The 13890-nt window shown below is 27.6% G+C and carries 11 protein-coding genes and 1 pseudogene; 10 read left to right on the top strand and 2 right to left on the bottom strand.

What is annotated here, in order from left to right; genetic code table 11:
• Window positions 1-30: 30 nt before the first annotated feature.
• The 5 genes from purL (at window position 31) to AFAEC_RS08615 (ending at window position 8524) form a co-directional block, all read left to right on the top strand.
• Window positions 31-2244, top strand: a complete 2214-nt coding sequence (purL, locus tag AFAEC_RS08635) for a phosphoribosylformylglycinamidine synthase subunit PurL (protein ID WP_026806242.1) — start codon at window positions 31-33, stop codon at window positions 2242-2244.
• Window positions 2245-2321: 77 nt separating this feature from the next.
• Complete coding sequence (gene purH / locus AFAEC_RS08630; RefSeq protein WP_026806241.1) at window positions 2322-3854, top strand: bifunctional phosphoribosylaminoimidazolecarboxamide formyltransferase/IMP cyclohydrolase; 1533 nt, start codon at window positions 2322-2324, stop codon at window positions 3852-3854.
• Window positions 3855-3956: 102 nt separating this feature from the next.
• The gene (locus AFAEC_RS08625; protein WP_034216582.1) at window positions 3957-6572 is read left to right on the top strand and encodes an ABC transporter substrate-binding protein; all 2616 of its coding nucleotides are present in this window, start codon (window positions 3957-3959) and stop codon (window positions 6570-6572) included.
• A 3-nt stretch (window positions 6573-6575) separates the two neighbouring features.
• Complete coding sequence (gene bioA, locus AFAEC_RS08620; protein ID WP_026806239.1) at window positions 6576-7847, top strand: adenosylmethionine--8-amino-7-oxononanoate transaminase; 1272 nt, start codon at window positions 6576-6578, stop codon at window positions 7845-7847.
• An 8-nt stretch (window positions 7848-7855) separates the two neighbouring features.
• Window positions 7856-8524 (top strand): NUDIX hydrolase, encoded by a 669-nt coding sequence (locus AFAEC_RS08615; protein WP_026806238.1) that lies wholly within the window; start codon window positions 7856-7858, stop codon window positions 8522-8524.
• Here the strand turns inward: AFAEC_RS08615 and AFAEC_RS08610 are convergent.
• The gene (locus AFAEC_RS08610) at window positions 8517-8858 is read right to left on the bottom strand and encodes a DsrE family protein (protein WP_026806237.1); all 342 of its coding nucleotides are present in this window, start codon (window positions 8856-8858) and stop codon (window positions 8517-8519) included. The two genes, AFAEC_RS08615 and AFAEC_RS08610, sit on opposite strands and share 8 nt — an antisense overlap.
• A gap of 63 nt (window positions 8859-8921) precedes the next feature.
• On the opposite strand from AFAEC_RS08610, the pseudogene AFAEC_RS08605 reads away from it, so the two are divergent.
• A pseudogene (locus AFAEC_RS08605) lies at window positions 8922-9278 on the top strand (methionine-R-sulfoxide reductase); the annotation flags it as partial.
• Between the two features lie 441 nt (window positions 9279-9719).
• On the top strand, window positions 9720-11474 hold the full coding sequence (locus AFAEC_RS08600) for a site-specific integrase (protein WP_026806236.1): 1755 nt from the start codon (window positions 9720-9722) through the stop codon (window positions 11472-11474).
• 92 nt (window positions 11475-11566) lie between these two features.
• Here the strand turns inward: AFAEC_RS08600 and AFAEC_RS08595 are convergent, their stop codons facing one another.
• Complete coding sequence (locus tag AFAEC_RS08595) at window positions 11567-11812, bottom strand: helix-turn-helix domain-containing protein (RefSeq protein ID WP_026806235.1); 246 nt, start codon at window positions 11810-11812, stop codon at window positions 11567-11569.
• Window positions 11813-11909: 97 nt separating this feature from the next.
• Here AFAEC_RS08595 and AFAEC_RS08590 point away from each other — a divergent pair, with 97 nt between their 5' ends.
• Genes AFAEC_RS08590 through AFAEC_RS08580 form a run of 3 tightly spaced genes read left to right on the top strand, consistent with a single transcriptional unit; the run spans window position 11910 to window position 13545 of the window.
• Window positions 11910-12551 carry a tetratricopeptide repeat protein gene (locus AFAEC_RS08590; protein ID WP_034216580.1) on the top strand — a complete coding sequence of 214 codons (642 nt, stop codon included), beginning with the start codon at window positions 11910-11912 and terminating at the stop codon, window positions 12549-12551.
• A complete protein-coding gene (locus AFAEC_RS08585) occupies window positions 12548-13135 on the top strand; it encodes a hypothetical protein (RefSeq protein ID WP_026806234.1) in 588 nt (195 codons plus the stop codon). The genes AFAEC_RS08590 and AFAEC_RS08585 overlap by 4 nt, the downstream gene beginning before the upstream one ends.
• Window positions 13136-13167: 32 nt before the next feature.
• The gene (locus tag AFAEC_RS08580) at window positions 13168-13545 is read left to right on the top strand and encodes a hypothetical protein (RefSeq protein WP_026806233.1); all 378 of its coding nucleotides are present in this window, start codon (window positions 13168-13170) and stop codon (window positions 13543-13545) included.
• The last annotated feature ends 345 nt before the right edge of the window (window positions 13546-13890 follow it).

The following is a 13890-nucleotide window of genomic DNA, read 5'->3' as shown; positions in this document are numbered from 1 at the left end:
TTAAAATATCGAAAAAATTTAAGGCGAAAAATGCAAAAAAAAGAGCTAACAGTAGAAGAGATAGCGCTTGCTCACTCTTTGACAAAAGAAGAATTTGAACATATAAAAAAAATCTTAGGAAGAGAACCGAACTATGTTGAAATTGGTATCTTTTCTGCTATGTGGAGCGAACACTGCTCATATAAATCAAGTAAAAAATATTTAAGTGGTTTTCCTACAAAAGCTCCTTGGGTTATTCAAGGACCAGGAGAAAATGCTGGAGTTATAGATATTGGAGATGGTTATGCTGCTGTATTTAAGATGGAATCACATAATCACCCAAGTTTTATAGAACCTTATCAAGGAGCAGCAACTGGAGTTGGAGGGATTTTAAGAGATGTATTTACAATGGGAGCTAGACCAATTGCTAGTATGAACTCTATAAGATTTGCTTCAATTGAAGGAGATAGCGAAACTGCTAAAAAACATAGATATTTATTAAAAGGTGTTGTTGCTGGAATTGGTGGATATGGAAACTGTATGGGAGTTCCAACTATTGGTGGAGAGACAACTTTTGAAGAGTGTTATGCTGGGAACAATCTTGTAAATGCTTTTACTTTAGGTTTGGCAAAAGCTGATGAGATTTTTTATGGAAGAGCTGAAGGAATAGGAAATCCAGTTATTTATGTAGGAAGTAAAACAGGTCGAGATGGGCTTGGTGGAGCTGTTATGAGTTCTGCATCTTTTGATGAAGATAGTGAAAGTAAAAGACCAACAGTTCAAGTTGGAGATCCATTTACTGAAAAATTACTTCTTGAAGCTTGTCTAGAACTATTTAAATCTGATTTAATTGTTGGTATCCAAGATATGGGAGCAGCCGGTCTTACATCATCTTCTTTTGAAATGGCTGGACGAAGTGGAAGTGGTATGATTATGCACTTAGATAAAGTTCCTGCTAGAGAAGAGGGAATGACTCCTTATGATTTTATGTTAAGTGAATCACAAGAAAGAATGTTGATTTGTGCTAAAAAAGGTTGTGAGCAAGCTATTATTGATATTTTCCAAAAATGGGAATTAGATGTTGCTGTTATTGGAGAGGTTACAAGTAGTGGGAATATGGAACTATTTTGGCATGGAGAAAAAGTTGCTGATGTTCCAGTTCAACCTGTGTCAGAAGAAGCCCCAGTTTTAGATAGACCAGTTAGTGAGCCAGAGTATTTAAAAACGATTACAAATATAACTTTAGATAAACAAATTTCAAATCAAATCGCTTTTGATGAACTTTTTTCAGATATGGAAGTTGTAGATAAATCTTGGATTTATACTCAATTTGACTCAATGGTACAAACAAATACAATAAAAGGTCCAGGAAGTCTTGATGGTTCAACTATTAGAATTAAAGAGACTGGAAAAGCTCTTTCTATGAGTGCTGATTGTAATACAAGATTTTGTTATATCAATCCTCAATTAGGAGCTGCTGCTGCAGTTATGGAAAGTGGTAGAAATGTAGCTATGAGTGGAGCTGTTCCAAAAGCAATTACAGATTGTCTAAACTTTGGAAATCCACAAAATCCAGAAGTTATGTGGCAATTTAAGGAGAGTTGTGAGGGAATTAAAAATGCTTGTAGAGCTTTAAATACTCCTGTTATTGGTGGAAATGTATCTTTATACAATGAAACAAATGGAGTAAGTGTTTTCCCAACTCCTTCAATTGCTATGGTTGGAGTAAATGAAGATGCTTCTAATGTACTTCCAGCTAAACTTCAAGAAAACGGAAATATTCTATATCTTTTAGGAGATACTTATAGTGAATTTGGTGGATCTTTATATCTTAAAAAACTTTATGGAAAAGTTGCAGGAGTTCATCCAAAAGTTGATTTTGAAAAAGAGTTAGCCTTATGGAATACTGTAATTGAAGCAAATAAAGCAAAACTTTTAAAATCTGCAAAAGATGTAAATCTTGGTGGAATTGCTATATCTTTATCAAAAATGGCTGTTGTTGGAAATATTGGAGTTGAAGTAAATATCTCTTTAGATGATAGTAAAGATATTTTTAGTGAGAGTTTAAGTCGAGCAATAGTTGAAGTAAATCCTAAAAATTGTGAGGCATTTGAAAAAGTAGCTTCTAAAAACGGTATTTCTTATATAAAAATAGGAAAAACTGGTGGAGATAAAGTTATAATAAACGATATTTTCAAAGAGTTAGATAAATTAAGTAAAGTTTACTTTAATCGATTTAAAGAAGTAATAGAGCAAGATCAATAAAAATCTTTGATTAGCCGAACCTATAAAGTTATGGGTTTGGCTTTTTTTATTTTTAAAAATTAATAAAAGGAAAAAGTTTGAGAGCATTAATTAGTGTAAGTGATAAAAGTGGAGTTGTAAATTTTGCAAAAGAGCTTGTGAAACTTGGTTTCGAGATTATTTCAACTGGTGGAACTTATAATAAATTAAAAGATGAAGGTGTTTCAGTTATCGAAGCAAACGAAGTTACAAAATTTCCAGAGTGTTTTGAAGGAAGAGTAAAAACTTTAAATCCATATATTCATGGTGGGATATTACATAGAAGAGATAAACAATCACATTTAGACCAAGCAAAAGAGCTAGGAGTGACTGGAATTGATTTAGTTTGTGTAAATTTATATCCATTTAAAGCAACTATAGAAAAAACTGATGATTTTGAAGAGATTATAGAAAACATAGATATTGGTGGACCAGCAATGGTAAGAAGTGCAGCTAAAAACTTTGATAGTGTTATTATTGTTACAGATGTTGCTGATTATGATTTAGTGTTAAATAACCTTAAAAATAATACAAATAGTTTAGAGTTTAGAAGAGATTTGATGATAAAAGCTTATGAACATACAGCTAGCTATGATTCAATGATTGCAAACTATATGAATAGAAGATTTAATAATGGTTTTGGTGCAAAACAGTTTATTGTTGGAAGTAAAGTATTTGATACAAGATATGGAGAAAATCCACATCAAAAAGGTGCTTTATATGAGTTTGATAAACAATTCTCAACTAAATTTAAAACGATAAAAGGTGAAGCTAGTTTTAATAATATGGGAGATATTTCTGGAGCTGCAAAAATTGCTGCTGCGTTTGGACAAGATAAAGCAGTTTGTATAGTAAAACATGGAAATCCATGTGGATTTGCTATAAAAGATACACTTTTAGACTCTTATATTGAAGCATTAAAGTGTGATCCAATTTCAGCTTTTGGTGGAGTTGTAGCAGTAAATGGAACGGTTGATAAAGAGTTAGCTGAAAAGATGAATGAGATTTTCTTGGAAGTTATTTTTGCTGCAAAGTTTACACCTGAAGCAGTAGCTGTTTTTGAAAGTAAAAAAAGAATTAAACTTTTTGAACAAGGAACTGAATATTTAGAATTATCAAATGATGAAATTGACTTTAAAAGAGTTGATGGTGGATTTGTATATCAAGATGCAGATAGAGTTGCTTGTGATGAAGTAAGAAATTCAAAACTTATGTCAAAAAGAGTTGCAACAGATCAAGAAGTAAAAGATATGGAGATTGCTTATAAAATAGCAAGTTTAACAAAATCAAATTGTGTAGTATATGTAAAAAACTCTGCAATGGTTGCTGTTGGTATGGGAATGACTTCAAGAGTTGATGCTTCTAAAGCAGCTTTAAGAAAAGCTAATGATATGGGGCTTGATGTTACTGGTGCAGTGCTTGCTAGTGAAGCATTTTTCCCTTTTAGAGATAGTATTGATGAAGCACAAAAAGCTGGAGTTAAATGTGTTATTGAACCAGGTGGAAGTATCAGAGATGATGAGATTATTGAAGCTGCAAATGAGTATGGTATGGCTTTATATTTTTCAGGAATTAGACACTTTTTACATTAAAAAATATTTATTTATGCCAAAATAATCTTTTGGCATAAATTATAGCTCTATTTTTAACAAATTTTTTGTATACTTAAATCAATTAACGAAAAGGTTATTTTTTTGAATTCTTTTTACAAATTAAAGTTATTTATACTTATAATTGTGTTTTTAGCTACAAATTTAAATTCAACAGAATTAAAAAAAGTAACTTTACAATTGGCTTGGTTTGACCAGTTTCAATATGCTGGTTATTATATAGCTAAGGAAAAAGGTTTTTACAAAGAAGTAGGATTAGATGTAGATATTTTACCATTTTCATTTGATAAGAAAATTATACAAGATGTAAATAATGGAAAAATAGACTTTGCAATTGGTAGAGAAAATCTTATTTTAGAAAAACTTAAATATCCAAATATTGTAGCTTTAGCAGCTATTTTTCAAGCATCTCCTTTGATACTTATTAGTAAAAAAGATTCAAAAGTAAAGATAGAAAGAATTGAAGATTTTGCAAATAAAAGAGTTATGACTACTAGAGATGATGCGGAAGAAGCTTCTTTAAAAGCGATGCTTGTCTCAAAAAAAGTTGATATAAAATCTTTAAAATTTATTCCACATTCACATAACATTAAAGATTTAATAGATAATAAAACAGATTTAATTTCAGCATATACTTCAAAAGCACCATTTTTTCTAAAAAAATCTGGTATCCAATACAATAGCTTCTCTCCAAAAGATTATGGTTTTGATATGTATAGTGATCTACTATATACAAATAAAGAGTTAATACAATCTGATCCAAATAGTGTAATATTATTTAAAAATGCGACTTTAAAGGGTTGGGAATATGCCTATACAAATATAAATGAAACAGTAGAACTTATTTTAAATAAATATAATAGCCAGAAATTGAGTAAAGATGAACTTACTTTTGAAGCAAATGAGTTAAAAAAATTATCCTATTATGAAACTACAAAGTTGGGTGAGATTAAATACGAAAAACTAAAAAGAATATATGATTTATATAATATTTTAGGATTAGTTGATAAAAGTATAGATTTAAGTGATTTTATATTTAATGCTGATAATAATTTTGTTATCTCTCCTATTGAAAAAAATTATTTAAATGAAAAAGATATTTTAAATATCTGTATAATTCCAAATACTATGCCATATAGTGATATTGTTGATGGAAAATTTATAGGTTTTATTGCAGATTATATAGCTTTGGTTGAAAATTTAATAAAAAAACCAATAAAACTTATTCAAACAAATTCGTGGAGTGAATCTTTAGATTTTATAAAATCTAAAAAATGTGATATCTTACCAATGGTAATAAAAACAAAAGAGAGAGAAGAGTACCTCTCTTTTACTAGAGCTTACTTAAATTTACCTTTAGTTCTTACAACAAAAAGTGGTGAAACTTTTATTGATGATTTAAAAAATCTAAAAGACAAGAAAATATCAATTGTAGAGAATTATGCTTTTTTTAATGAATTACAAAAAAAGTATAAAAATATAGAGTTTGTTACAGTAAAAAGTTTAGAAGATGGATTTAAAAAGGTTTTATCAAACGAATATTTTGCACATATTGATTTTATGCAAAACTCTTGGTATCAAATTCAGACAAATTATATGTCAAAACTTCAAATATCTGCAAAACTTGATGAAAATGAAAATATTCATTTAGCTGTTTTAAAAGATGATAATGTTTTAGCAAATATACTAGATAGAGCTGTTTTATCAATTGACAAATTAAATTCTAATGAGATTTTAAATAAATGGGTAATTAAAGAGAATAAAAAAGAGTTTAATTATATCTTACTTTTAGAGATATCATTTGTAGTTTTGATTATCTTTATTCTAGGGGTTTATAGACAAGTTTTATTGAATAAAGCTAATAGAAGATTAAAATATTTAGTTGATTTGAAGATAAAAAAGCTTCAAAATATAAATAAAAGATTATCAATAAGAATAAAAAAAGAGCTTGATAAAAGCCAAGAAAAAGATAGAATCTTAGCTCAGCAACAAAAAATGGTCTCTATGGGACAGATGATTGAGAATATAGCACATCAATGGAGACAACCATTATCTTTTATATCTACAAGTGCAAGCTCTATAAAAGTAAAAAAACAGATGGATTTATTACAAGATGAGGAACTTTTAAAGACAGTTGATAATATAGTTAATACATCAAAATATCTCTCTCAAACAATAGATGATTTTAGGTACTTTTTTAAACCACAAAAGTCTAAAGAGATTTTTAATTTAAACTCTTGTATACAAAAATGTTTAGATTTAATAAGTGAGAATTTTGTTCAAAATGGAATAAAAATTATCTATAAACCTAAAAATATAAATGTTTTAGGATATGAAACAGAATTTATTCAAGTATTAATCAATATTTTAAATAACTCAAAAGATGCCTTTATACAAAATAATATAGAGAATAAACTAATATTTATCTCTTTAGAAATGAAAAATAGTAAAGTTCTTTTGGAGATTTATGATAATGCTTTGGGTGTTAATAAAGAGATATTGGATAAAGTTTTTGAACCTTATTTTACAACTAAACATCAAAGTAGTGGTACAGGAATTGGGCTTTATATGTCAAAAGAGATAATTTCAAGACATATGGATGGAGAGGTCTTTATAACAAACTATGAGTTTAAGTATGAAAATATTAAGTATAAAGGTGCAAAACTAACTATTGTTTTAAAACCTGTAAAAAAGGATTAGTAATTGAACTATATAGAAATTGATAAAAATCATCTTTGGCATCCCTATAACTCTTTGCCTTCAAAAAGTCCTATTTGGGCTGTAAAAAAGACAAAAAAATCTAAAATCTATTTAGAAGATGGAACTGTTTTAGTAGATGGAATGAGTTCATGGTGGAGTGCAATTCATGGTTATAATAATAAAAAAATATATAAAGCATTAAAAACTCAAGCAAAAATTATGCCTCATATTATGTTTGGCGGATTAACTCATAAACCAGCTTCTATTTTGGCAAAAAAATTAGTAGATTTAACACAACTTAACTCAGTTTTTCTTTGTGATAGTGGCTCTGTATCAGTTGAAGTTGCTTTGAAAACTGCTATATTGTATCAAAAAGCAAAAGGAAGAGAAAAATATAAATTTCTAGCTTTAGAAAACTCATATCATGGAGATACTCTAGGTGCTATGAGTGTTTGTGATCCAAATAATTCAATGCACAGCTTATATGGGGATTATTTAAGTGAAAATATTTTTGTAAAAGCTCCAAATCTTGGGATTAAAGCAGATTTTGATGAAGCTTTGAAAGATTTAGAAGAAAAACTAATAAAGCATCATAAAGATATAGCAGGATTTATTCTTGAGCCAGTTGTTCAAGGTGCTGGTGGAATGAGAATATATAATCCAGAATATTTAGAAAAAGCCAAAGAACTTTGCCTAAAATATGATATTTTGACGATTTTTGATGAAATAGCAACAGGTTTTGGACATACAGGAAAAATGTTTGCATTTAATCATACAAATATCAAACCAGATATTTTAACTATTGGAAAAGGATTAACTGGTGGGACTCTTACTATGGCTGCAATGCTTACTACAAAAGATATAAGTGATGTAATCTCTTCTAGCTCTATAGGAGTTTTGATGCATGGACCAACATTTATGGCAAATCCACTAGCTTGTAGTGTCGCAAATGCTAGTATTGATTTACTTTTAAACTCTTCTTGGCAAAAAAGAGTATTAAAAATAGAAAAATATTTTAAGAAAAAATTAGAGATTCTAAAAACAAGCTCTTTAGTTAAAGATGTAAGATGTATAGGTGTGATAGGGGTTGTTGAACTAAAAGATGATACAAATGCAGCAAAACTTCAAGAGTTTTGTGTAGAAAATAAAGTTTGGTTAAGACCTTTTGGAAAACTTTTTTATTCAATAGTTGCTTATAATATAGGCAAAAAAGAGTTGAAAAAAATTATAAATACTATGATAAATGCAATTGAATATTTAGAAAAAGAGAAATAAAAATTAATATGGAAATAAAAAGTTTAAAAAAGCTTAAAAAATCTCTTCCAAAATATCCAAATATATTAGGTCGAGATAGGTTTTTTAATAGTGCAGTTCTAATTCCTCTTGTAGATATAGATGGAGTTATACATCTACTTTTCCAAAAAAGAGCTATAAATATTAAACAAGGTGGAGATATTTGTTTTCCTGGTGGAGGTTTTGATAAGAGATTTGATAAAAATTATAAAGATACAGTTTATAGAGAGCTTTATGAAGAGTTAGGATTAAAGAAAAAAGATATAAAAATAATTGGTCAATTAGATACTTACTCTACAACTATTGGAGTAATAATTGAACCTTTTGTAGGGAAAATCAAGAAAAAGGCTCTAAAAAATTTAAAAATAGATAAAAATGAGGTTGAAAAGATTTTACTTATTCCTTTAAAGTTTTTTAAAAAAACAAAACCAGAAATTTATACTTTAAAACATTTGGTAATTCCGTATGAAATAGATGAAAAGGGAGAAAAGATAGAGTATTTTCCAAGTAAGAGTTTAGGTTTACCAAAAACATATCATGAAGCATGGGGAGATAAAAATCATAAAGTTTGGGTTTATAAGTGGAAAGATGAAGTTATTTGGGGAATAACTTCTGTTATGATAAATGAAATTCTAAAGTTTATAGATAAAATTAGATAGTTAAAACACTAAATGTTTCATCTTTTAGAGCATTTGTAAGAAATTCTCCTGTATGTGTTACCTCTATTCCTAGTTTTTCTAACTCTTCTCTTGCCCCATAATCATCAACACAAACAACACAAGCACTCATCTTTACACCAGTTTCTTGTATTTGTTTAATTTTATCTTGAATATATTTATAATCTTTTACAAGTAAAATAGATGGACCCCAAAGCATTAAATGTGCTGTTTTCCAATACTTTCTCTCTAAAATTACACTTGAGTATAGAAGTGGAAATTTATTTGCAACATCTAAATCTCCATTTGTCCAAACAATAAGTAAATTCTCTTTCATTTAAAATGCCTTTGGTTATAATATTTAAAAGTTGTATCATACTATTTTAAAGGAAAAAAATCTATGAAATTTAATGAATTAAACGAACAAGAGAAGTATATAATAGAACAAAAAGGGACAGAAAGACCATTTACTGGAATTTATAATAATTTTTATGAGAAAGGAACATATCTTTGTAAAAGATGTAATACGCCATTATATAAAAGTGATGATAAGTTTAAGTCAAATTGTGGATGGCCTAGTTTTGATGATGAGATAAAAGGAGCTGTAAAAAGAGTTCCTGATGCTGATGGAAGAAGAATAGAGATAGTTTGTGCTACTTGTAATGCACATTTAGGTCATATATTTAAAGGAGAGTGGCTTACAGCAAAAAATACAAGGCATTGTGTAAACTCATTATCTTTAACTTTTGTTCCACAAAATGAAGAACAAACTATGAAAAAAGCTTATTTTGCAGGTGGTTGTTTTTGGGGAGTGTTCAGCAAAAAATGAGAAATAACCGATAAAATCGAACTTTTAGCCATATTTGTAAACACCCATCCCTGATTTGGGATACCAAAAAGGGATACTTTGTTTTAAAAATGGCTTAAATTGGGGATACTAATTTTTCAATCTTTAATTAAAAAAAAGGATTAAAAATTGAAAACTAAATCTTGCTTTCAAAAAAACGGGGTGTGGTATTTTAGAAAAAAGATACCATATAATCTAAATAAAAAAACGCCAATATTCAGAATTTCACTTATGAAATTATTATCAAAAAAAGGTTATTATAAGCACCTATTCAATAGTTCACTTTTTTTTATAATATCTTACGTAGATAATAAAATAGAACTGTTATTTTTATCTAGGGAGAACTTAACCTTGAAAGAGTTAAATGAGTATGTAATAGGTCTATTACAAAGATATGAAAATGAAGCTTTAAATCAAGATAATAACTATATAAAAGACATGGGAAGCTCTAGAGCAGATATTGAAAATAAAAGATATGAAGCCTTAGCTTATTATGATGATTTAGGTGTCAAATATGGTGGACATACTGAAACAGCTTTAAAAAAAGAATTAGAACAACTGGAAGAAGCTTTTAATAAAGACAATATAGGGCTTTATAGAAAAAAAGCTGATGATATTTTAAAAAGACAAGATATTATAAAAGCTGATGAAATTGAAAAAATACCTTATGATATGTTGCCTCTTTTTGCCGAAAATTTAGTTAAAAAAGAGATTGAAGTAATAAGAGCAGATATTGAAAAATACCAAAAACTAATGGGTAAAAAAGAGAGTTCAGTAAGTATTGGAAGTATAGAAGATTTTATTACTCAATATCCACAGCTTAAAAATATTATATATCCAAAAAGTGATGAAGATAACTGGGATTTTTTAATAGAAAAATTTTTATCTTATAAAAATCAAAAAACACAAGTAAATAGTATTCGTGGAAATAGGACAGATTTACAACAGTTTTGTTCTTTGATGTTAGGTGATGAAAGGTTTGGAGTTCCAAAACGAAAAATTATGGATTGTAGATTAGAAGATATAGAAGCTTTAAAAAAATTATATACACAAATTCCAGTTGTTCAACATCAAGATTTGACAGATTGGCGAGAAAAGGGAATGATTTATATTATAAATTTTACAAAAAATGATGTTGAAAAATATAAAAAACCAGTTTTATCAGGATTACAAGGAAAGATAAAAACAATAAAAAGATTTTTAAAAGACATAAAGTTGTATGACCCTGAAAAATACGAAAAATTAAACTTAGAGTTATGGGATAAATTAAATGTTGAATATAAAGATTTAACACCTGAAGCCCAAATTTTAACAGATAAAAATAAAAAGACATATCTATCTTCAGAAATTTTAAATAACTTTTTAAAAGATAGATATAAAAAAGAAGAAAATGACAGAGGACAAGCTGAACGAAATTTTACAAGACATACTAAAGCTTCACCTCATATTTTTTGGAGTGTTGTTTTAGCAATTTTCACTGGTGCTAGAGGTGGAGAACTAGCACAAATTAGGGTTAAAGATTTTAAAAAAAGTATTGTAAATGATGAAGTTATACACTCTTTAACTCTTAGAATTACAGATAAAGAGAAACAAAGCTTAAAAAATGAACATTCAAGCCGAACTATCCCAATAACTAACTTTTTGATAGATTTGGGATTTTTAAATTTCATTCAAGAAAGAATAGACAATAAAGCAGATTTTGTATTTGACCTAAAAGTAAATAAAGATGGAGATAGAAAAGATTTCCCACTCTCTTTTAATCAAGAGATAAAAATATATGTAAAAGATAATTATTCTGATATATATGAAGATTATAAACTCCCAGCATTCCACGATTTAAGAGCTTATTTTGTAGGTAAATTTTTGAATGGAGAAAATGATAATACAAATAAGCTTTTACAATTAAAACAGTTAATAGGACATACAACAAAAGACCTACATAAAGATATAACTATTCATCACTATTTCAGAGAACCAATCGAAATTTTAAAAGCCAAAGAATTAATCGAAAATTTAGATTTTGGAATAGAAGAGGGATATAACATTTTGAAAGAAAGAATGAATATAAAATATAATTTTCAAATTTTAAGAGAATTAAATATTTAGGCATAAAAAAACCCTCGGCTATATTTTTAAAATATAGGCTTACGAGGGAATTACATTAAAAGGATTATATTTTAAAATATATAAAAATAATATTATTTTTTAAAAAACTCACAAATATCTATATTTAGGATTTTTGCTATTTTATGTAGTTGAGCAATATTAAATTTTCTTTTATTCGCATATAGTTCAGCAGCAGAAACAAGGCTTGAAGATTTATTTCCCATTTCTAAAGATAGCTCTAATTGGCTCATATTGGCTTTACTTCTAAGTTTAGCAACATTTCTTCCAATTAATATATAAAGTTCATCAGAATTTAACTCATTTATTTCTTTATTCATTTTCTCCACACTACATTTGAAGTGTTAAGTATAGTTATGTAATAATTCATAATCAAGCTACAAATGTAGTGTATAAAATAACTAAAAAAGGGAAAATATGATTAAAAAACTTATATTAAGTTTAGGGCTTTTTGCTACTTTGTCTTTTGGGGCAACTATGGAAGAATCTTCTAAAATGGCATTAGATATTTTAGAAAAATTAGCAAATAATGGAAATGTAGAAGTTCAAAATAAGCTTGGTCTTATGTATACAAATGGAGAAGGTGTAAGACAAGATAAAAAAATAGCAAAAGAATGGTTTTTGAGAGCTTGTGATGGTGGACTTCAAAATGCTTGTGATAATTATAAGAAATTAAATGAACAAGGTATTGATTATATTTTACTTCTTCCTATAGTAGTAGTTATTATTATTTTAATATTTTTTTGTTATAAATATTTTAGTAAATCATCTATTAAAGAAGATTACTTTTCAGAAAAAGCATATATTGAAAGTTCAATTTCAATTCTTATTTCAGTATTTGTTACTTATAGTATTTATCTAATATCAATTAAAGGTTTGAATTTAGAAAATATTTCTCAAAGAAATATATTTGCTGAACTAATAATTTCTTCTATTTTTATGATTTTATCAGCTTTAATGATTATATATTTAACAACAAGAAAAGCTAAAATAGAAAGAGAATATACGAATAACTCTATAAAAACAACAGAAAAAGTTGATGAAAAAGGGGAGAAATGAAGAAAATATTATTAATAGTATTATTAATGCTAGGAGTTGTTTTTTCGGGGTGTGCTGGAAAACATGAAGATGGATTAAATGATAGCACATCAGGGTCGTTTGCTGGAAATCTTATAACAAGTGGAAATCCTGTTTTAATGGGTATAGGAGCTGTTGTTGGAGTTGCTACTATGCACGGTATTGAAGAAACAGAAATGAGAGAACAATATAACGCTTTAACAGATGAACAAAAACAGCAATATTTAGATTTTATGCGTCCTTGTATGCTAGATTTACATAAAATAGCTATGGATAAAAGATATGAAGGAGTAGAGTTAAGTGCTGATAAAAGAGAGTTCATATATGATAAAACAACTATGCATAGGCTAAATTTAGATATATTAAGTAAACCGTATGTTTGGCGAAAAGGGATAAAACATTATTCAGTTTATCGAAACCAATGCCACCCACAAGCTCTGAAAGAGATTCTAGGAACTGAACAAGTAGCAACTGCTCCCGTTTCAGAAACTCAAGAAACAACAGAAAATCAGGCAACTCAAAACCAAACTTCTATAAATAATGATGAAAAAGTAGAAGAAAAATAAGAAATAAAAAATTAGTTAAAAAAGGTTAAAAAATGCCAATTTGTAAAAGTTGTGGTAAAAAATATATATATCTTTCATTGGGAAATAGTAATTATTGTGAGAATTGTGAACCTAGAGAAGTTATTTATACAGATGAAGAATTTAATAATACAGTTAAAGGGATTAAGAGAAAAAGGCAAAAATCTATAAACACAAATCCTAATAAATCTAAAAATTCAGAAAAAAGTGAATGGTATATTATTTTTCCTTTGCAGGTTTTTCTCATTCCTTTTGTAATTATTTTTATGATTATAATAAGTATTAAAAATGATTATGATACACGATTCAAAGAAGATAAAATATATAACAGCCCTGAAATTCAAGCTCTTTTAAAGAAATCATTTGAAGAATCAAATAAAAAAGATAAATAAATATTTTATTTCTCTTTTTTATTCCTACTTCATCGCATTTTTGAAAACACTTATCTTTTAACTAAAAAATATCTTATAACAATATAAGCCCTTGAAAGGGCATTATATTTTTATAGGATACATTTATGAATAAATATATAATCACAAATTGAAAAACACTTTTTTATTGTTAAGCTAAAAGCAATAAAAAAAGTAAGTATGGGTGGCACCATATTTTTTAATTTTTGATTTTCAACTCGTGGGAGCTTCCTTATCTCTGTTTAAAAAATTAAACAGAGATAGGAAGCGATACAGAAAATTCACATTGTGAAAAGATATATCGATAAAATGGGCATTTAGCAATGC

Source organism: Aliarcobacter faecis (assembly GCF_013201705.1).
Taxonomy (GTDB): Bacteria; Campylobacterota; Campylobacteria; order Campylobacterales; family Arcobacteraceae; genus Aliarcobacter; species Aliarcobacter faecis.
The sequence above is the reverse complement of the archived record's forward strand: the minus strand, read 5'-3'. Positions and strand labels throughout refer to the sequence as shown.